We start from the raw sequence: 20,824 nt of genomic DNA on the forward strand, positions 1-20,824 counted from the left end.
GGCCGGGCTGTGCGTCCGGTCCCGGCGTGCGTGCCCATCGCGCTCAGGGGGTGTCGAGGAACGCGCGGACGTCGTGGACGAACTCCGGGGCCGCCAGGATGTTGTGGCCCCGTCGCGGGTACCGCACCAACCGGGCCCCGGGTATCCCGGCGGCGGTCTCGTCGAACATCTCCGGCGGACACATGTGGTCGCGGCCGCCGCACAGCACAAGGGTGGGTGCCGTCACCTCGGCCAGCCGGTCCCGGACATCGAAGGAGTCCTCGGCCAGCAGCATCGCCTTCATGTCCGAGGGGTCCGGCGGCGGTGGATCCAGGCGGCCCGCGAGCCACAGGGGGGCCACCAGCAGGCGTTGCAGCACCGGGTTGCGGGTGATGGCGGGAGCGGCCCGGTGCATGCCGGAGCGGCCTCGTTCGGCCGCCGCGAGCAGGTCCCGGTGGAAACGGCTGCCGGCCGACCCCAGGGCGTACGCGGTACTGGCCAGGACCAGCCGGTCCACCGCTTCGGGGTGATCGACCGCCACTTGGAGGGCGATCGAGCCACCGGTCCCGTGGCCGAGTACGGGAACGGGGCCGGAGAACCGTGTGCGCAGCGCCTCGGCGTGCTCGTCGGCCAGCTCACCCATCGTCGTGCCGACCGGCATGCCCGGGCGGCGGTTGGTCCAGAAGACCTCGTACCCCGCGGCGACGAACGGAGCCACCAGCCGGGCCGCTCTCCTGCGCTGCGGCCCGGGGGGCGGCACCGTGTGCGTCATCGTGAATCCGGACAGGTAGACCAGCGGCTTCCCGGAGCCGAAGGCCAGATGGGGCAGGCCGGTGCTGAATGTGCCCTGCCTGGTCGGAAAATCCATGGGAAACCTCTCGTTATTGTTCTGACGTTCCGAGCGTTCGTGGTCACATCTCGTGTGCGCGGCTACGCTGACGTTCGGAACGGGGCCACCAAATATCGCATGAATGAGACGAGTTGGTCATCGGGCCGATTGTCCGGCTGGTTTCAGAGAAGAGGCGAGGTGTCGGGGTTGTCTGCCGTACTGCATCTGCATCAGCTGGGTCCGTTACCGCAATTCATGACCGGTGCTTTCACCGCTCCGGTGAAACGCATACGGACCCCGCCCGGCGACGCCATGTGGTTGGTGAGCGACTACGTCCTGGGCCGCCGGGTGCTGTCCGACCGGCGGTTCAGCCGGGCCGCCGCGGTAGTCCCCGGTGCCCCACGGCTGAACTCGGCGGCTCCGTCCCCCACGTCCATCATGAGCCTGGACGGCACCGACCACGCCCGGTTGCGCAGGATCGTCGCGGCGGCCTTCACCACGGGGAAGGTGGCCGCCCTGGCCCCGCTGGTGCAGCGGACCGCGGCGGACCTCCTGGAGGGTATGAGCCACTGCGGCAGCCCCGCCGACCTGGTGACTTCTTTCGCCGAACCCCTGCCCGTGGCCGTACTGGGCACCCTGCTCGGGGTGCCCGTCGAAGACCGGGAGATCTTCGACTCCTCCGTGGAGGTGCTGTTCGACATCACCGCCAGCAGCGATCTGGAGAAGAGCCGGCAACGGCTCCTGCTGGTCGACTACATGTCCACCCTCATCGACCGCAAGCGGCAACGTGACGACAACGACCTGCTGACCGACCTCATCCGGGCCCATGACGGCGACGCCCTGTCCAAGGCCGAACTCGTCAGTCTCGGCCTGGCACTTCTCACCGCCGGCTATGAGACGACGGTGGGGCAGATCAGCCTTGCCGCACTGGCGATACTCCAAGGAGGCGTTCCCAGGGAATTCGTCAAGGATGAGTCACGGGTGAACGAATTGGTCGAAGAATTGTTGCGCGCCAACCCGTCCACGGCCCTCAGTTTTCCGCGGGTGGCTCTTGAGGACGTCGAACTCGGTGATATCAGCATCCGGGCGGGTGAAGCGGTGGTGGTTTCCTTGCTGCACGGAAACCGCGACGACAGGGCATTTACCGAACCTGAAATTCTGCGAGAAGACCGGTCGGCGGCCCACCTCACCTTCGGGCACGGAATACACCGTTGTCTCGGAGCACCGCTGGCGAGGCTGCAGGTACGAACGGCGCTGCTGCAGCTGTTCGCGTTCTTCCCCGCGCTGCGGTTGACCGAGGACGAGCCCACGGCGCGCTCCGCCGTGGTGTGGAAGGACGGGCTGATCACGCGCGGGCTGGACTCGTTGCGGGTGACCTGGTGAGTCGTCAGCCGGGCAGCCCACGGCCGACCGGAGAGCCATGAGGGCCGGGGCGCGGCTCCTGAGAGACCGGTAGCTCCAGAAGGCCGGCGAAACCAAGGCAGGCAGAACCAGAAGGACCAGAAGGGGCGGAGAACCGACAGTGGCTGCACACGTGGCGGACGGCATCGCAGAACCGGGAACGACGCGGGACGAGGCGATCGCGATCATCGGCATGGCGTGCCGCTTCCCCGAGGCACCCTCGCCGGGCGACTACTGGCGTCTGCTGCATGACGGCCGCTCTGCCATCAGCCGCTCGCCCGAGACCGGCAGGCACGAGGGGACGCTGCCCGACCGGGACCGGTTCGACGCCGGCTTCTTCGGCATATCGCCGCGCGAGGCGAACGCCATGGACCCGCAGCAGCGGCTGACGCTGGAACTGAGCTGGGAGGCCATGGAGTCGGCGGGGCTGCTCCCCTTCGACCTGCGCGGTAGCGACACCGGGGTCTTCCTCGGCGTCTCGGCCGGCGACTACGACGGTGTCGTCCGGCGAGAGGGCGCGGCGCCGCTCACCCACCACGCAATGACGGGGACCCACCGCAGCATCATCGCCAACCGGGTGTCGTACGCCCTCGATCTGCACGGTCCGAGCATCACCGTGGACACGGGGCAGGCCTCCTCCCTGGCGGCCGTGCACCTGGCCTGCACCAGCCTGCGCGGCGGGGAGTCGTCCCTGGCCCTCGTCGGAGGTGTGCAGTTGAACATCACCGAGGAGGGCGCCGAGCTGGCCGCGGCCTTCGGCGGCCTGTCCCCGGACGGCCGCAGCCGTGCCTTCGACGCGCAGGCCAACGGCTTCGTCCGGGGCGAGGGGGCCGGCCTGGTCGTGCTCAAGCCGCTGGCCCGGGCGCTCGCCGACGGCAACCGCGTCCACGCGGTGATCAGGGGCAGCGCCGTCAACCACGGCGGCAAGGGCGAGGGCCTGACCGTACCCAGCGCGGCGGCGCAGTCCGACGTCATGCTGGCGGCTCACCGCCAGGCCCGGGTCGCTCCCGAGGATGTGCAGTACGTCGAGCTCCACGGCACCGGAACGAAGGTGGGCGACCCGATCGAGGCAGCGGCCCTCGGTGCGGTGTTCGGCGCGGACCGGCGAGGCCGCGGCCCGCTCCGGGTGGGCTCGGTCAAGACCAACATCGGCCACCTGGAGGCGGCGGCCGGCATCGCCGGACTGCTCAAGGTCACCCTGGCACTGGCCCATGGCGTCATCCCGCCGAGCCTCAACTTCGAGACGCCCAACCCCGAGATCGACCTCGACGGGCTCGGCCTGCGGGTGCAGACGCGGGCAGAGCAGTGGCCCGCGGCCGAGGGCGCGAGCCTGACGGCGGGGGTGTCCTCCTTCAGCATGGGCGGCACCAACTGCCACCTCGTGGTGTCGGCCGCGCCCCCGGTCGCAGCCGACGCCCCGGCCGCTGCGGGTCCATCGGCCGACGACGCCGTCGCGCATCGCCCGCACCCCGTGCCGGTGCCGTGGGTGCTGTCGGGACGCAGCGCCCAGGCCCTGCGGGACCAGGCCGGACGGTTGCGCGACCACGTGGTGGTGAACCCCTCCCACACGACCGCGGACATCGGCTACTCGCTGGCCACCACCCGAACCGCTTTCGCCCACCGGGCGGTGGTGCTCGCAGCGAACCGGGCGGACTTCGTGGCGACCCTTGACGCGTTGGCCCTCGGCAGTGACACGGACACGAGTACGGCCACCGGCACGGAAGCGGACAGGGGCAGGGGCGCGGTCGCGTTCGCCATGGGCAACGTCGTACCGGATCGGGAGTCGCTGACGCTCGTCTTCCCCGCCACGGCTGACGCGTGCCTCGACGCCGGGCGCGAACTGCTCACCTCGTCCGAGGAGTTCGCGGACCGGCTGGCCGAGTGCGACCAGGCGTTCGCGCCGTACGGCCTGCGGCCCGTCGCCGACGTGCTGCGCTCCACCGCAACCCGCGTGCCGGGGCCGGGGGAAGCGGAGGCGTGCGTCTTCTCCGTCATGGTGGCGCTTGCGGCGGTCTGGCGGGCGTACGGAGTCCGGCCGGACGCGGTGAGTGCCGGGCCGGGGCCGGGCGCGGTGGCCGCCGCGGTCGTCCGGGGTCTGCTGACGCCGGAGGAGGGCGCTCACCTCGTCGCGGCGGATGGTGTGCCGCCGGGTGACGAGGAGATCAGCGGTCCTCCTGCCGCCGACACGCTGTGGCTGGACGCGACGGGACGGCTCGGTGTCCGCACGCCGGACACCGGGGCATGGAGCACCCCGGACGGGGCGGCGGCCGGGCAGGGCTTCGCGGTGGCCGCCGGGCAGCTGTATGTGCGGGGCGTGCCGGTCGACTGGAGCCCCGCTTTCGCCGGCACACGGCCCCGGGACGTCGAACTGCCCTCGTACGCCTTCCAGCGGGAGTCCTACTGGTGGCCGGCGGCCGGAGCCGGGGCCGGAACCGCCGACGATGCGGCACCCGAGTCGTCGAGCCGCTCCGAAGTGGCTGCCGAGGAAACCGTCTTCGCTGTGGTCCGCGAAGTGCTGGGCGGTGATTTCGACGGACGGGTGGCTCTCCGGGACCTGGGTTTCGATTCACTGATGCTGGCCGCATTGCGGGACAGGCTGTCCGAGGTGACGGGCCTGGACTTGCCGTCGACGGTGGTTTTCGATCATCCGACGCCGCTGGCGTTGGGTGCGTTTTTGGGGTCGTTGCTCGTGGATGCCTCTTCCGGTGTGTTGTCGGTTGATGCGGCTGCGGCGGTTTCTGCGGTGTCTGTCGGTTCGGGGGGTTCGGGGAGTTCCGGTGTCGCGGTTGATCCTGTGGTGATTGTGGGGATGGCTTGTCGTTTTCCGGGTGGGGTGGTGTCGCCGGAGGGTTTGTGGGATGTGGTGGTGTCGGGGAGGGATGTGGTGTCTGGTTTTCCGGTGGATCGGGGTTGGGGTGTTGGGGTGTTGTCGGGTGAGGTGTGTGGGGTGCGGGAGGGGGGTTTTGTTGAGGGTGTGGGTTTGTTTGATGCGGGGTTTTTTGGTGTGTCGCCGCGTGAGGCGGCGGGGATGGATCCGGCGCAGCGGTTGTTGTTGGAGGTGTCGTGGGAGGTTTTGGAGCGGGCGGGGGTGGCGCCGGGTTCTTTGCGGGGGCGTGGTGGGGTGGGGGTTTTTGTTGGGGGGATGGGTTATGAGTATGGGCCGCGTTTGTGGGAGGGGGGTGGTGGGTCGGATGGTTATTTGTTGACGGGGTCTGCTGGGGGGATGTTGTCGGGTCGGTTGGCGTATGTGTTGGGGGTTGAGGGTCCTGCGTTGACGGTGGATACGGCGTGTTCGTCGTCGTTGGTGGCGTTGCATTTGGCTGTGGGGTCGTTGCGGTCGGGTGAGTGTGATGTGGCGTTGGTGGGTGGGGCGACGGTGATGGGGACGCCGGGGGCTTTTGTGGAGTTTTCTCGGCAGGGTGGGTTGGCGGGGGATGGGCGGTGTCGTTCGTTTTCTTCGGATGCTTCGGGGACGGGTTGGTCTGAGGGTGTGGGGATGTTGTTGGTGGAGCGGTTGTCTGTTGCGCGGCGGTTGGGGCATCGGGTGTTGGCGGTGGTGGCGGGGAGTGGGGTGAATTCGGATGGGGCGTCGAATGGGTTGACGGCGCCGAGTGGTGTGGCGCAGCAGCGGGTGGTTCGTCGGGCGCTTGTTGATGCGGGGGTGTCGGCGTTGGAGGTGGATGTGGTGGAGGGGCATGGGACGGGGACGGTGTTGGGGGATCCGATTGAGGTGGGGGCGTTGGTTGAGGTGTTTGGTCGGGGGCGGCCGGTGGGGCGGCCGTTGTGGTTGGGGTCGTTGAAGTCGAATATCGGGCATGCGCAGGCGGCTGCGGGTGTGGGTGGTGTGATCAAGATGGTGGAGGCGTTGCGGCGTGGGGTGTTGCCGCGGACGTTGCATGTGGTGGAGCCGGTGGGTGGGGTGGAGTGGGGTGGGGTGCGGTTGTTGACGGAGGAGGTGCCGTGGGTGCCGGCTCCGGGTGCGTTGCGGCGGGCGGGGGTGTCCTCGTTCGGTATTTCGGGGACCAACGCGCATGTGATTTTGGAGGAGGCGCCTGCGCTCGGCGGTGGGGAGAAGGGTACGGATGGGGCGGGTGCGGGGGAGGATCCGCCGGCGGCCGGCGGCGGTACCGGGGCGTTGCCGTTGGTGCTGTCAGCGAAGACGCCGACGGCTCTGCGAGCCCAGGCCCGCCGCCTCCACGAACTGCTGAGTGCACCAGCCGGATCGCCGGACCTGCCGGCCGAGGCGCCCAGCTCCCCCGATCCGGCCGCGGTCACCTACACCGCCGCCCGCGTCCAGTCCGGGTTCGGCCACCGCGCCACCGTCGTCGCCGAGGGCGGGGCAGGCCTCCTCGCCGGCCTCGCCGCACTGGCCGAGGACCGCACCGCGACCGGTGTGTCCCGAGGCGTGGTCAGTGCTGTGGACGAACGCCGGGTCTTCATGTTCGCCGGACAGGGCACGCAGCGGCCGGGCATGGGCAAGCAGCTGTACGAACGGTTCCCGGTGTACGCGGAGGCCTTCGACGAGGCGTGCGCCGCGTTCGCCCCGCACCTGGAACGCCCGTTGGCCTCCGTCGTCCTCGCGCATCCGGCAGCCGCGCAGGCAGCGGCACTGCACCGAACCGGCTTCACCCAGCCCGCACTCTTCGCCACCGAGTTCGCGCTGTTCAAGCTCGTGCGGTCCTGGGGAGTCCGGCCGGACATCGTGCTGGGACACTCCATCGGCGAACTGGTCGCCGCCCATGTCGCGGGCGTCTTCTCCCTGCCGGACGCGGCCGAACTGGTCGCAGCACGCGGCCGGTTGATGCAGTCGTTGCCGCCGGCCGGCTCCATGGTCGCCGTACGGGCGGGGCTCGCGGACGTGGAACCGCTGCTCACGGACCTGGCGGACGAGGTGGGCATCGCCGCGGTCAACGGCCCCGAGGCGGTGGTGGTCTCGGGCGCGAGCGAGGCGGTGTCCGCGGTGGTCACGTACTTGCGTGCCGCCGGGCACCGGACCACGGCGCTCACGGTCAGCCACGCGTTCCACTCGCCGCTGATGGCGCCGATCCTCGACGAGTTCAGGGAGATCGCGGCGGTGCTGACGTACCGGCGGCCGGTGCTGCCGATCGTCTCGAACGTGACGGGCCGGATGGCGGAGGCGGCGGAACTCATGTCGCCGGACTACTGGGCCGATCACATACGGCGCCCGGTTCGCTTCGCGGACGGCATCGCCGCGGCCCGCGCGGAGGGGGGGCGGCACTTCGTGGAGATCGGCCCCGACAGCACGCTGTCGTCCATGGCCTCGGCTGTGCTCACCGGTCTCGCCGAGGACCGGGACGCGGACGAGGCACCGGGCCGTCCCGTGGTCGTGCCGCTGCTGCGCGGCGGCCGCGACGAGGTGCGGGCGGCGGCGGAGGGACTCGCCACCGCCTTCGCCTCCGGGCTCGACGTGGACTGGCCCGCCGTGGCGGCCGCCTGGGGCGGCGAACTGACCACGCTGCCGACCTACCCCTTCGAACGCCGGCGGTACTGGCTCAACCCGACCGAGCCCGGGACCGAGCACCCCGCCGGGGCGTCGGCGGGACCGGGCGCTCCGCGCTCCGGAAGCCACCCCGTGCTGGGCCGGCCGCTGGACCTGCCCGACTCCGGCGACCTGGTGTGGTCCGGGCACCTCGACCCGGCCCGGTTTCCGTGGCTGGCGGACCACGTGGTGGCCGGACGGGCCCTGATGCCGGGTGCCCTGCTCGCCGAACTGGCCTGCCATGTGGCGCGGGACGCGGGCTGCGACCGAGTGGAGGAGCTGGTCCTGCAGAGCCCGCTCGTCCTGCCCGACGGGGCAGCGGTCGAACTCCGGCTGGTGGTACGCGCAGCGGACGGCTCGGGCCGTCGTCCCTTCGCCGTCCACGCGCGGACGCCCGACGGCCCCGGCGCCGACTGGCAGACCACGGCCACCGGCATACTGGCCGCCGCTGCGTCCGGCTCTGCCGCCCCGGTCCCTCCGGCCGCCTGGCCGCCTGCCGGCGCGGAGCCCCTCCCGCTGCACCACGAGGGCGACTACGCCGGCCTCGCCGCCCGCGGCCTCTCCTACGGCCCCGCCTTCCGCGGGCTCCGTGCCCTCTGGCGTACGGCCGACGGCATCTGTGCCGAGCTCGAACCGCCCGCCGCCATCGCCTCGCAGACCTCGCTCTTCGGCCTGCACCCCGCCCTGCTCGATGCGGCCCTGCACCCGGTCGAACTCCACGGTCTCGCCGGCGAGGTGGGCGCTCCCGGCATCCGCGTCCCCTTCACCTGGCGCGGCATGACCCACCACGTACCCCCGAACACCACGCGGCTGAGGGTCCGGCTGACGGCGGTGGCACGGGACGAGGTCGCGGTGGAGCTGTTCGACACGGACGGCAACCCGGTCCTGTCGGTCGAGGCGCTGAGCCTGCGCTCGCCGTCACCGGCGGACGACAGCCGGCTGCGTCGCCTGAGCTGGACGGCGGCCGACCGCTCCTCCGAAAGCGACCGGCTCCCCGAAGACGAGCAGCCCGATCGGCCCGGCCCGCCCGAACACCGGGAAATGCCCGAGCGGTTCGCGCTGATCATCCCGGGCGGTGCAACGACACCTCCGCCGTACGACGCCCTGCACACCTTGGACGCCGAGCACCGCTCCGACGTCGCTCAGCTGGTCCGGCAGGCGTCCACCGGAGTTCCCGACGCGGTGGTGGTCCCCTGCCCCGCGGGGGCGATGGGCGATGTCGGCGAGGTGGTCGGCGGTGTACTGGCTGTCGTCCAGGAGGTGCTGGCCGAACCGGCGCTCGCGCGGTGCAGGGTCGTCGTGGTGACCCGCCACGCGGTCGGCACCGGCGAGGACGATCCGGCCGGGGACGCGGCGGCCGCGGCCGTATGGGGGCTGGCCCGGTGCGCGCAGCAGGAGGAGCCGGGGCGGGTGCAGCTGGTGGACATCGACCCGAGCCGGGAGTCGGCCGAGTCGCTGGGGCGCGCCATCCGGTCCCGGCTCGCCCAGGTCGCTCTCAGGAAGGGCGAGTGGCTCACCCCGGAGCCGACTCCCCTCACCGATCGGCTGCTCGACGCGCCGGCCGGCGGCAGTGCCTGGCGGCTGGACTTCGTCGGACGAGGAACACCCGACGACCTGGCTCTGGTGGACTGGCCGGACGCCGACGCGCCCCTCCGCGAGGGCCAGGTGCGGGTGGCGCTGCATGCCGCCGGCGTCAACTTCCGTGATGTGCTTCTCACGTTGGGCGTCGTCGAGCCCCGTGCGGGCGTGCCGGAGGGCGAAGGGCAGCAGAGCGTGGAGGGCGCGGGCGTCGTCATCGAGACCGGCCCCGGCGTCGACAGCGTGCGTCCCGGCGACCGTGTGATGGGTCTGTTCGACGGGATCGGGCCCGTCTCGGTCACCGAGGAGCGGCTGCTCGGCCCGGTTCCGGCGCACTGGTCGTTCGCCCAGGCGGCCGCCGTACCGGTGGCCTTCCTCACCGCGTACTACGGTCTGGTCGAGCTGGGGCGGCTGCGAGCGGGGGAACGGGTCCTCGTGCATACGGCGACCGGCGCGGTCGGCTTCGCCGCCCGGCAACTCGCCCTGCACCTGGGAGCGGAGGTCTTCGCCACCGCGAGCCCGGCGAAATGGCCCGCGCTGCGGTCCGCGGGTCTCGACGCCGACCACCTCGCCTCGTCCCGCGACGACACGTTCGAGACGGCCTTCCGCGCCGCGTCCGGGGGCGTGGGCATGGACGTGGTGCTGAACTCCCTGGCCGGCCCGCTCACGGACGCCTCCTTGCGGACCCTCGCCCCGGGCGGACGGTTCCTGGAGATGGGCAAGACGGACCCGCGCGACCCCGACGAGGTGGCCGCCGCGCACGGCGGCGCCGCGTACACCGTCTTCGACATCCGGCAGGCCGGGCCCGACGGTATCCGGCGGATGCTGGCCGAGCTGCTGCGGCTCTTCGAGGACGGGACGCTGACGCCGCCGCCGGTCACCCTCCGCCACGTCCGCGACGCCCCGGCCGCCTATCGGTACGTGGCGGAAGCACGGCACGTGGGCAAAGTGGTCCTTGCCGTGAGGGACTTCGACACCGACCGCGCGGTGCTGATCAGCGGTGGACTCGGCACGCTGGGCGTGCTCGTCGCCCGGCACCTCGTGACGCGGCACACGGTGCGCGACCTGGTGCTGATCGGCCGACGCGGACCGGAGACCCCGGGCAGCGCCGAACTGGCCGCCGAACTGCGTGGGCTGGGGGCACGCGTCACCGTGGCGGCGTGCGACGCGGGGGACCGGGAAGCACTCGCGGCACTTCTGGACGAGCTGGCCGAGCGCGGTATCCGGATCGGCTCGGTGGTGCACGCCGCGGGCACCACGAGGGACGCGGCGATCGGCTCGCTGACCCGGGACGCCGTGGCGGAGGTGCTCCGGGCCAAGGCGGTGGCCGCGCTGAACCTGCACGAACTGACCGCGGACCTCGGCCTGTCGTCCTTCGTCCTGTTCTCCTCGGTGGCCGGGGTGACCGGCTCGGCGGGCCAGGGCAACTACGCCGCGGCCAACGCCTTCCTGGACGCGCTGGCCGAGCACCGCCGCGCCCGGTCGCTTCCCGCCCTGTCGATCGCCTGGGGACTGTGGGAGCCGGTGAGCGGCATCACCGGGCGGCTGCGATCCCAGGACCACGAACGGCTCGCCCGCCAGGGCATCCGCGCCCTGTCGGCGGAACGCGGTCTGGCACTCCTCGACGAGGCCCTCGCCACCGGCGCACCCACCGTCGTCGCGGCCCGCCTCACCCTGCCCTCGCCGCCTGCCTACGCGAACGGCGCCGCTGTACGCACGGGCGGCACCGTCGCCGAGCCGCGGGGGAGCGGCACCGCCGTACCGGCGAGCACGGCCGCGGCCGTGAACGGCGCGGGCTCCGCCCTGTCATCCACCCCCGTCCGGCGCCGGTCGCTGCTCGAACTCGTGCGAGCCGAAGCCGCCTCCGTACTCGGCCACGACTCGCCGGAGGCCGTCGCGCCCGATGCGCTCTTCCCGCAGCTCGGCTTCGACTCGCTCGGGGCGATCGAGCTGCGCAACCGCATCGTCGCGGCGACCGGCATCCCGTTGCTGTCCACCCTCATCTACGACTTCCCGACCCCCAAGGCGCTGGCAGGCCATTTGCGGGAGGAATGCCCGGACCGGGCGGAGGGGCCGGAAGACGGCGAAAGCGCGGCCGACGCCATCCTTGAGAACTTCAGAAAAGTTCTCGCTGAGAATCGACTCGATGCGAAGGAGTCGGCCGTTCTCGCCGAGCGGCTGCAGGCGATGCTGACCGGAAACGGAAACGGAAACGGGAATGGAAACAGAAATGGGCGCCGGAGTGGGAACGGCACCGGCATCGGCGCCGACGATGAAACCGTGAACGGTCCGGGAAGTGGTGACGGAAAGGAAAACGACGACGTGCGAGGGGCGGACCATGACCATTGATGCGGGCCGCTGGACGATGTCCTTCAACCCGGGTCCGGAATCCCGGTTCCGCCTGGTCTGCTTCCCGCACGCCGGCGGTTCGGCCGGCTCCTTCTTCCCGCTGGTGCGCGCCGCGCCGCCCGGTCTCGAGGTGGTCGGCGTCCAGTACCCGGGGCGGCAGTGGCGTCGTACTGAGCCGGCCGTCGCCGACATCCACGGGCTGGCGCGCGGCGCGGCCGACGCGCTGCTGGCCGAGCGGGATCTGCCGACCGCAGTCCTCGGCCACAGCATGGGCGCGCTGGTCGCCTTCGAGACCGTTCGGCTGCTGGAGGAGAAGCGGCCGGGGGCCGTCACCCACCTCTTCGCGTCCGGCAGCCGGGCGCCGTCCTGCCACACGGGCGAGGCCCGCCCGGCGCGGTGGAGCGACGAGCGGATCATCGCCGAGTTGCGTGGACTGGGCGGGACCGGCGACCGGCTCATCTCCGACGAGGAGGGACTGCGGTCGGCCTTACCGGCGCTGCGCGACGACTACCGGGCGCTGGCTGCCTACCGCCCGGCGCCCGGCGCCCGCGTCGGGGTGCCGCTCACCGTGCTCGTCGGGCGTGAGGACCCGAAGGCGGGGCCGGAGCACGCCGCCGACTGGCAGCCGCACACCGATGCGGCATTCGATTTCCGGGTATTTCCCGGTGGTCACTTCTTCCTCAACGAGAACGTCGCCGAACTGCTGGATCTCGTACGGATACGGCAGCTGTAAGTCTTGACCGTTGAGGCGTTGAAGCAGGTCGGGGGGCCTGCGGGCATGGGCACGGCCACCGTCACCACGGACGTTCGTGAGGACGAACATGGACCAGGTGGCCGTGGAGGCCACGACAGCCGAGCAGGTGTGGGCAGCTGCGTTCGGGCGGTGATGGCCGATCTGGCAGGGTGTTTCCCCCGGCGGACTCGCGGCTGCTGGCGCGGGAGATGACGTACGCGATGCCGATGGGGCTGGAGCGTCGCAACTGCTGGACCCCGGCCGAGGCGCTCGGCCATGACGGGCCGCACCCGGTCCACCTGGCGCCGCCGTCATCAGCACCGATCCGCCGCCTGCCATCAGCGCTGGAACGACGCCACCGCGGCAGCAACCACATGACCCGACCACCAATATCAAGACTTACAACTGCCGTAACAGAGCGGCCTTGTTATGCGGCAACGCCCGTGAGACGCTTTTCGGCGTCACCAGAAGCTTCACTGTCAATATCGCAAAAACAATGTCGCAAAATATGCAGGAAAAAGAATCGGAGAAGCGATGTCGAATCCGTTCGAGGATGAAAGCGCGTCGTACGTCGTATTGGTCAACGATGAACTGCAGTATTCGCTGTGGCCGGTGGTCATCGACATTCCCGAAGGCTGGCGCCCGGTGTTCGGCGAGGCCGAGAGGGGCGCGTGCCTGGAGTACATAGACCAGCACTGGACGGACACGCGCCCCAAGAGCCTGGTGGACGCGATGAGCACGGCGGCCGGTGACACGGGCCGCCGCACCGGGTGATGACTCCGGCCGGCGCGGACCGTCCGGCCGCGCCCCGGCCGCGGGTCCGGCCGGACCTGGACGGCCTGCCGCTGTTCCGGGGGCGTGCTGCCGAGGGCGGGATGATCGGCCTGGACTGCAACGAATCGCCGTTCGCACCACCCGTCGCCGTCTCGGACGCGATATCCGCGGCCGCGGGAGAGCTGAACCGCTATCCCGACAACGCGGCCATAGACCTCACGGCCCGGCTCGCCGAGCGGTACGGGGTGTCGCCCGCCAACCTCACGCTGGGCGCCGGTTCGGTGGGCCTGTGCGTGCAGCTGATCCAGATCGCCTGCGCGGCGGGTGACGAAGTGATCATCCCCTGGCGCTCGTTCGAGGTCTATCCCGCCATCGCGCGCACAGCGGGCGCGGTGGTACGCCGGGTCCCGCTGACCCCGGAACACACCCTGGACCTCCCGGCCATGGCCGCGGCGATCTCCGACCGTACCCGGCTGGTCTTCGTGTGCTCGCCCAACAACCCGACCGGGTCGGCCGTGTCCCGCGCCGAGGTGGAGCGGTTCCTCGGCGTGGTGCCGTCGGACGTCCTGGTCGTCCTGGACGAGGCGTACGCGGAGTTCACCACGGGCGACGCCGACCCGCTCGACGGGTTCGGTCTGGTGCGCGACCGGCTGAGGCAGGGCCGGACCAATGCGGTCGCGCTGCGTACCTTCTCCAAGGCGTACGGACTGGCCGGGCTGCGGGTCGGCTACTGCCTGTCCGCCGTGCCGGTGGCCGAACTGCTGGGCCGGGTGGCGGTCCCGTACGCGGTCGCCACCCTCGCACAGCGGGCCGCGGTCGCGGCACTGGACTGCGAGGAGGAGGTACGGGGGCGCTGCCGACATCTCGTGGGGGAGCGGGAGCGGGTGCGTACCGCGCTGCTCGATGCCGGCTGGGACGTGCCGGTCAGCGGCGCGAACTTCCTGTGGCTGCCCATCGGTTCGGCCGCGGAGTCCTTCGCCGCGCACTGCCGTGAACGGCGGATCCTGGTCAAGGCCTTCCCCGGCGAGGGGGTACGGGTGACGGTCGGTGCGGACGCCGAGAACGACGCCCTCCTGGCCGCTGCGGGGCAGTTCGCCCAGGTCGGCGCGGTGGATGTCGTCCGGTCGGCCCCGCTCGGCTGAGGAGGCTCGCCCGACACCAACCACTGGACTTCAACTTCTGGTTGACAAGCTTCGGTTGAAGTCGTCAGTATCCTCCCATGAACGATCATGCGGAGGGGCCTGACGTCCTGAGCCGTCCCGAAGACCCTGACCACGCCCGTGCCCGCCGGGAGCATGTGGCGCTGCGTCATGTGACCGAGCGGCTGGCCGGCGCCGGCGAGGCGGAGCCGGTCGATCCGGCGGGTCGTCTCACGGCTCAGGAGGCCGTCCACCTCATCGCCTCCTGGGCCGGAGGGAGCGGGCGGCCCGGCGACGCGCCCGAGATAGGCAGGACCGACGTCATGGCCGCCCTGACGCTGCTCCCGCGGGCCCGCGCCGACCTGGACGTACTGGAGGCGAGCCTGCTGTTCGTCGCCCGGGAGCTCGGGCTGACGTGGCAGGACATCGCCTACGGTCTCGGGCTCCGGTCCCCCCAAGCGGCGCAGAAGCGGGCCGGACGCGGCGTCCAGAGCCCGGGCGCGACCACACCGGCCCGCCTCACGACCCCAGCCGCAAGCGAACCTAAGGGTGAATGTGAACACTGAACTCGCAGTGGAGACCGTCGGCGTGGTGAAGTCCTTCGGGGCCACCAAAGCCGTCGACGGCCTCGATCTGGCCGTCCCGGCCGGTGCCGTCTACGGAGTCCTCGGGCCCAACGGCGCAGGCAAGACCACGACCCTGCGCATCCTGGCGACGTTACTCGCCCCCGACGCCGGCAGCGCTCGGGTCTTCGGTCACGACGTCGTCCGCGATGCGAACCGGGTACGGGAACGGATCAGCCTGACCGGCCAGTTCGCCAGCGTCGACAACGACCTCACGGGCGTGGAGAACCTGGTGCTGCTCGCCCGGCTGCACGGCTACCGCCCGGCGGCCGCCCGGGAGCGGGCCCGTGACCTGCTGGAGGCGTTCGACCTGGTCGAGGCGGCCGAGCGCCCGGCCCGGGGATACAGCGGCGGCATGCGCCGCCGGCTCGACGTGGCCGCGGGGCTCATCGTGCGGCCCCAGTTGATGTTCCTGGACGAGCCGACCACGGGACTCGACCCGCGCAGCCGCAACGAGGTCTGGGACATCATCCGGGCCACCGTCGAGCGGGGCACGACCGTTCTGCTGACCACCCAGTACCTCGAAGAGGCCGACCAGTTGGCGCAGCGCGTCGCGGTCATCGACCACGGAAAGCTGGTCGCCGAGGGTACCCCCGGCGAACTGAAGGCGTCGGTGGGACGCGGCTCCCTGCGCATCGAGCTGCGAGACCCCGCCGACGTGCCGGAGGCGAGCCGCATCCTGGTCGGCGCCCTGGGAGCGCCCGCCGAGAACACCGGCCGGGCCGAACTCACCGTGCGGGGCACCGATCCGCGAAGCGTGGCGCGTGCGCTGGGCGAACTCACCCAGACCGTCGAAGTGGACGACTTCTCCATGGACCGCCCGAGCCTGGACGAGGTGTTCCTCGCCCTGACCGGGCGCCCCGCCACTTCCGAGGTCCCCCCGGCCCGGAAACCCGGCCGCAAGCAGGGCGGCAGGGACGCCGGACCGGGCCGCAGGGACACCAGGGCCGACCGCTCCAAGAGCCGTGCCGACACCGCCGCGACGACGACCGAGGAGACCCGATGACGACCGCCACGCGCACCGTCGAGGCGGACGAGAGGCTGCGCCGGGTCCTGGGTGAGGACACCCGTCCCGAGCAGCGTCCCGGCGCCCTCTCCACGTCGCTGGCCCTCGGCTGGCGTGCGCTGGTGAAGATCAAGCGCTCGCCCGGACAGATGTTCAACGCGACCATCACCCCGGTGATGTTCATGCTGATCTTCACCTACCTCTTCGGCGGTGCGATCTCCGGAAGCAGCCGCGAGTACCTGCAGTTCCTGCTGCCCGGCGTCCTCGTCCAAGGGGTGCTGTTCATCTCCACGCAGACCGGCGTGGCGCTCACCACCGATCTCCAGCAGGGCATCTTCGACCGCTTCAAATCGCTGCCGATCTGGCGGCCCTCACCGCTGACCGGCGCACTGATCGGCGACGTGGTGCGGTACATGATCTCGTCGGTGGTCGTGGTCGCCGTCGGGCTCGCGCTGGGCTTCCGGCCCGACGGCGGACCGCTCGGAGTCATCGGCGGGGTGCTCCTCGCCGTCCTCTTCGGCTTCTGCGTCTCGTGGATCTGGACGTTCCTCGGCCTGGTGCTGCGCACCCCGCAGGCCGTCTCCGGCCTCGGCATGATGCTGCTGTCGTTGCTGACCTTCGCCAGCAACATCTTCGCCGAGCCGACCACCATGCCCGGGTGGCTGAAGGCATTCGTCGACATCAACCCCATCGGATACGTGGTCACCGCCTCCCGCTCCCTGATGAACGGGGACGGCACGTCCGACGTCGGCCCGGCGCTCATCTCCTGTGCGGTGCTGCTGATCGTGTTCGTACCGCTCAGTCTGCTGCGTTACAACAAGAGCGAATAAGAAGCAGGATTAATTTCGCAATTCTCGTACGGATGCTCCCCCAATAAAATTCGAACGTTTGCCGTCGGTGTGGCCCGTGGATAACATCGTCCCCATCGCATCGGAAATCGTCCGAAATTTATTGGGGGAGCGCCGTGCTCAACAGCGAGAATGCCCGGATCGACATCCCTGAGATCGCCATGATCGACCCCGAGGTGTTGCACAATCCGATTTCCGCCTATGGGCAGGCCAGGGAACGGTCCCCCATAGTGCGGCTCATGGCACCCGGTTACGGCTCGATATGGGCGGTCACCCGCCACGGCGACGCGAAGGCCATGCTCGGCGATTCGCGCCTCGCCATGACCGCCGACAGTTGGAATCAGCGCATACCGGATGACATCAAGCCGTACATGCTGACGATGTCGCACATGGACGGGGCCGACCACGGCCGGCTGCGCAAGCTCGCCGTGCGGGCCTTCACCGCCCGCCGCGTCGCCGCCCGCCGCGACATGATCCTGAAGAGCACCGAACGGCTGCTCGACGCCCTGCCCGGCCATGCCGAGCAGGGCACCGTCGACCTGCTGGAACACTTCGCCCGGCCGCTGCCCACCTTCGTGGTCGGCGACGTGATGGGCATCCCCGAGGCGGACCGGCCCCTGTGGCGCGCCTACGTCGCCCGGATGGGCTCCGGCCAGACGTACGACGACGCCCTGCGCGACGCCGTCGCCGGAGCCAAGCAGGTCGTCGCGCTGCGCCGCGAGGAGCCCGGCGACGACCTCGTCTCCGACCTCCTCCAAGCGCAGGCCGAGGCCGCCGACCGGATCACCGACACCGAGCTGGTCACCATGGTGTGGCACACCGTCTTCGCAGGTCAGGACAACCTTGCGAACTTCATCGCCAACTCCGTGGTGGCCCTGCTCTCACATCCCGAGCAGCTCGCCGCCCTGCGCGCCGACCCGGGCCTGATGCCCCGGGCCGTCGAGGAGCTGATGCGCTGGCGGCCCCCGCTGCTGCTGACCGCCATCCGCTACGCCCTGGAGGACTTCGAGCTGTGCGGCGCGCCGGTGCGCCGCGGGGACTCCGTAGTGGCGGTGATCGCCTCGGCCAATCGTGACCCGCGGGTCTTCGCCGACCCGGACACACTCGACATCACCCGGCCTGCCGGCACCGCGGTCCAGTTCGGCTTCGGCCACGGCCCGCACTACTGCATCGGCGCATCACTGGCCGCCGTCGAGGCGGAGGTGGCGCTCGGCGCACTGCTGAACCGCTTCCCTGACCTCGCGCTGGCCGTCCCGCCTCAGGAGGTGCCGCGGCTGCCCAACCCCGGCAGTTGGCACCTGACCGCGCTCCCGGTCACCCTCTGAGCCGTACGCCGAAAGCAGCCCGCAGAATCGCGGAATCGGCAGGCGTTGCATTCAGCAGGTGTTCGGATGATTCGTTGACGCCAGTCGGGGCGAACCATAGATTGACGACTGCCTGAATTTCCCGCCTCTCGAAAGGCGACTCATTGCGCCACTCCCGAGAATTTCGGCGAGTGAGGGAGGTGCCGCGGGAAGCGGGCTATGCAGGGGAGGTGAATCGATATGCGTTACCTGCACTGAAAGTAGAAACGAGACCATAGGCCGTAGCCCGGCATGGCCAGCCTTGCCGGGCTACGGCGCCGTTGACGGGGGTTGTAGAATGGCGGGGCCCGCAGACACCGATATATCAGGCTTGATCGCACGCGCCGAGGAATTCATTCGGCTGTGCTGTTCGGAGAACGCCGTCGACCGCCCGCCGGCCGACCGCATGGCGGAGATCCGCCACGAGATCCGTCAGTCCGGCAGTTATGTGCACACCGCCCGGGAACTCGCCTTCGGCGCCCGGGTCGCCTGGCGCAACAGCAGCCGCTGTATCGGCCGTCTCTACTGGCCCAGCCTCGTCGTACGGGACCTGCGCCACGTGCGGACCGCCGAGGGCATCCACCGCGAGTGCGTCGAACACCTGCGGCTGGCCTACAACGGCGGCCGGATCCGCCCCGTGATCAGCGTCTTCGCCGCCGACGGCCCGGACGGCGCCGGCCCGCGAATTCACAACCCGCAGCTCATCCGGTACGCCGGCTACCGGGGGCCCGGCGGTCGCATCACCGGTGACCCCGCCACCACGGACCTCACCGACCGGGTCCGGGCCCTGGGCTGGCCCGGCGGCCCCGGCACCCGCTTCGACGTCCTGCCGCTGCTCGTCCACACGCCGACGGAACCGCCCCGGCTGTTCGACCTCCCGCCCGACGCCGTGCGGGAGGTCCCGCTGCGCCACCCCGACCACGACTGGTTCGCCGAACTCGGCCTGCGCTGGTACGCGCTGCCGGTCATCTCCGACATGGTGCTGGAGATCGGCGGCATACGGTACGGCGCCGCCCCCTTCAACGGCTGGTACATGGGCACCGAGATCGGCGCCCGCAACCTCGTCGACCAGCAGCGCTACGACCTGCTGCCCGAGATCGCCGACCGGATGGCCCTGGACCGCAGCACCGACCGGACCCTGTGGAAGGACCGTGCGCTGGTCGAGCTGAACGTGGCGGTGCTCTGGTCCTTCCAGCAGAGCGGCGTCACCATCACCGACCACCACACCGAATCGGAACGGTTCCTGCGCCACCTGCGCCGCGAGGAGAAGGCCGGACGCACGGTGCCCGCCGACTGGTCCTGGATAGTGCCCCCGGTCTCGGGCGGCGTGACCCCCGTCTTCCATCGCTACTACGACGACCACGAGTCGTCGCCCGCCTTCCTGCCACCGCCGGCCACCGGACGCTGCCCGGTCACCGGACGCTGCCCGGTCACCGGACACGCTCCGGCGACCGGCGGCGTGCGGAACGGACCGGACCCACAGCCGCCTGTCAGTGTCGGCGCCAACACCGGAGACAGCCGTGACCGTATCGCCCGCCCCTGAGCACACCGACCCCCTGTTCAGCCCCCTCGACCCCGCGGTGCTCGCCGACCCCTATCCGGTCTACCGGCGCCTGCGTGAGACCCATCCGGTCTACTGGCACGCGGGCCTCGACTCCTGGCTGATGACCCGGCACGCCGACTGCACGGCGATCCTGCGCGACCCTGGCCGGTTCAGCACCGACTTCCGGAAGATCGACATCCCCACCCCGCCGACCCTGCTCAGCCTGCAGACCCTCGACCCGCCCGACCAGACCCCCTTGCGGCACCTCGCCCTCGACGCGGTGCGTGCACAGGACCTCGACGCCCTGCGGAAAGAACTCACCTTGTTCGCCGACCAGTTGCTCGACGAACTGGCCGACCGGGAGTCCTTCGACTTCATCCACGACTACGCCGACGTGTTCACCCTGCGGGCCATCACCCGGTTCATCGGCGTCGAACCACCCGAGACCGACGAGGCGTTCGCCCGCTTCAACGACGACCTCGACCACAGCATGGACGCCCAGCTCGACCCCGACGCCGAGGAACCCGGGCTGCGCGCCCGTGCCCACTTCAACGACCTGGTCCGCAGCTGGCTCGGCGACCCCGGCCCGCACGGCGTCCTCCCCGATGTGGTGCGGCTGCTCCCCGGGTCCGGCGTCGAGGCCGACGATGTCCTGGTCAACTCCGTACGCGCCTTCTTCCACGCCGGCTTCGAGGTGCCCAGCCGTTTCCTCGGCAACGCCCTGGCCGCCCTGCTCGCCACGCCCGGCGCATGGGAGCAACTGGTCCGCGGCGACGTGGGTCTCGACACCGCCGTCGAGGAGCTGATCCGTTACGTCGGCCCGGTCCAGGCCCTGGCCCGCGCCTGCCTCCAGGACACCGAACTGGGCGGGATGGCCGTCAAGGAAGGCCAGGTGGTGACCGCGCTGATCGGCGCGGCCAACCGGGACCCCGACCAGTTCCCCGACCCCGAGACGCTCCGGCTGGACCGCAAGCCCAACAACCACCTGGGTTTCGGCCGCGGCGCGCACTCCTGCCTCGGGCTCAACGTCGCCCGCATCGAGGCACATGTGACGCTCGGTGCCCTGCTGCGGCACCCCGGTGTCCGCTCGGCGGGAGAGCCGGTGGTCCGGCCGAATGGCACGCTGCGCGGGCTCTCCCGGCTGCCCCTCACACTCGGTTGACCCGAAGGAGTATCGGC

General features: G+C 70.9%; 12 protein-coding genes. 11 read left to right on the plus strand and 1 reads right to left on the minus strand.

The window, feature by feature from the left end; genetic code table 11:
- Positions 1–43: 43 nt before the first annotated feature.
- Complete coding sequence (locus tag IEZ15_RS32600; RefSeq protein WP_189280575.1) at positions 44–847, minus strand: alpha/beta fold hydrolase; 804 nt, start codon at positions 845–847, stop codon at positions 44–46.
- 273 nt (positions 848–1,120) lie between these two features.
- Between IEZ15_RS32600 and IEZ15_RS32605 the strand changes: the two genes are divergently transcribed.
- The 11 genes from IEZ15_RS32605 to IEZ15_RS32655 all read left to right on the plus strand — a co-directional run bounded on the left by IEZ15_RS32605 (position 1,121) and on the right by IEZ15_RS32655 (position 20,807).
- Positions 1,121–2,191, plus strand: coding sequence for a cytochrome P450 (locus IEZ15_RS32605; protein WP_373302666.1), 1,071 nt, complete (start codon positions 1,121–1,123; stop codon positions 2,189–2,191).
- A 139-nt stretch (positions 2,192–2,330) separates the two neighbouring features.
- On the plus strand, positions 2,331–11,636 hold the full coding sequence (locus IEZ15_RS32610) for a type I polyketide synthase (RefSeq protein ID WP_189280576.1): 9,306 nt from the start codon (positions 2,331–2,333) through the stop codon (positions 11,634–11,636).
- Positions 11,626–12,369: a thioesterase II family protein gene (locus IEZ15_RS32615; protein WP_189280577.1), complete on the plus strand. Its 744-nt coding sequence runs from the start codon at positions 11,626–11,628 to the stop codon at positions 12,367–12,369. The genes IEZ15_RS32610 and IEZ15_RS32615 overlap by 11 nt, the downstream gene beginning before the upstream one ends.
- Before the next feature lie 534 nt (positions 12,370–12,903).
- Positions 12,904–13,143 (plus strand): MbtH family protein, encoded by a 240-nt coding sequence (locus IEZ15_RS32620; protein ID WP_114243102.1) that lies wholly within the window; start codon positions 12,904–12,906, stop codon positions 13,141–13,143.
- Entirely contained in the window at positions 13,143–14,285 is a 1,143-nt protein-coding gene (locus IEZ15_RS32625) for a histidinol-phosphate transaminase (protein WP_189280578.1), read from the plus strand. The genes IEZ15_RS32620 and IEZ15_RS32625 overlap by 1 nt, the downstream gene beginning before the upstream one ends.
- A gap of 77 nt (positions 14,286–14,362) precedes the next feature.
- Positions 14,363–14,848, plus strand: coding sequence for a DNA-binding protein (locus IEZ15_RS32630; RefSeq protein WP_189280579.1), 486 nt, complete (start codon positions 14,363–14,365; stop codon positions 14,846–14,848).
- Positions 14,838–15,911 carry an ATP-binding cassette domain-containing protein gene (locus tag IEZ15_RS32635; RefSeq protein WP_373302664.1) on the plus strand — a complete coding sequence of 358 codons (1,074 nt, stop codon included), beginning with the start codon at positions 14,838–14,840 and terminating at the stop codon, positions 15,909–15,911. The genes IEZ15_RS32630 and IEZ15_RS32635 overlap by 11 nt, the downstream gene beginning before the upstream one ends.
- A complete protein-coding gene (locus IEZ15_RS32640) occupies positions 15,908–16,741 on the plus strand; it encodes an ABC transporter permease (protein ID WP_114243100.1) in 834 nt (277 codons plus the stop codon). Before IEZ15_RS32635 ends, IEZ15_RS32640 begins: the two co-directional genes overlap by 4 nt.
- A 134-nt stretch (positions 16,742–16,875) precedes the next feature.
- Positions 16,876–18,084 (plus strand): cytochrome P450 family protein, encoded by a 1,209-nt coding sequence (locus IEZ15_RS32645; protein WP_229846248.1) that lies wholly within the window; start codon positions 16,876–16,878, stop codon positions 18,082–18,084.
- A gap of 316 nt (positions 18,085–18,400) precedes the next feature.
- Complete coding sequence (locus IEZ15_RS32650; RefSeq protein ID WP_189280581.1) at positions 18,401–19,645, plus strand: nitric oxide synthase oxygenase; 1,245 nt, start codon at positions 18,401–18,403, stop codon at positions 19,643–19,645.
- Positions 19,623–20,807 (plus strand): cytochrome P450, encoded by a 1,185-nt coding sequence (locus IEZ15_RS32655; RefSeq protein WP_189280582.1) that lies wholly within the window; start codon positions 19,623–19,625, stop codon positions 20,805–20,807. The genes IEZ15_RS32650 and IEZ15_RS32655 overlap by 23 nt, the downstream gene beginning before the upstream one ends.
- Positions 20,808–20,824 lie beyond the last annotated feature (17 nt).

This window comes from Streptomyces atratus (genome assembly GCF_014648655.1).
GTDB classification, from domain to species: domain Bacteria; phylum Actinomycetota; class Actinomycetes; order Streptomycetales; family Streptomycetaceae; genus Streptomyces; species Streptomyces atratus.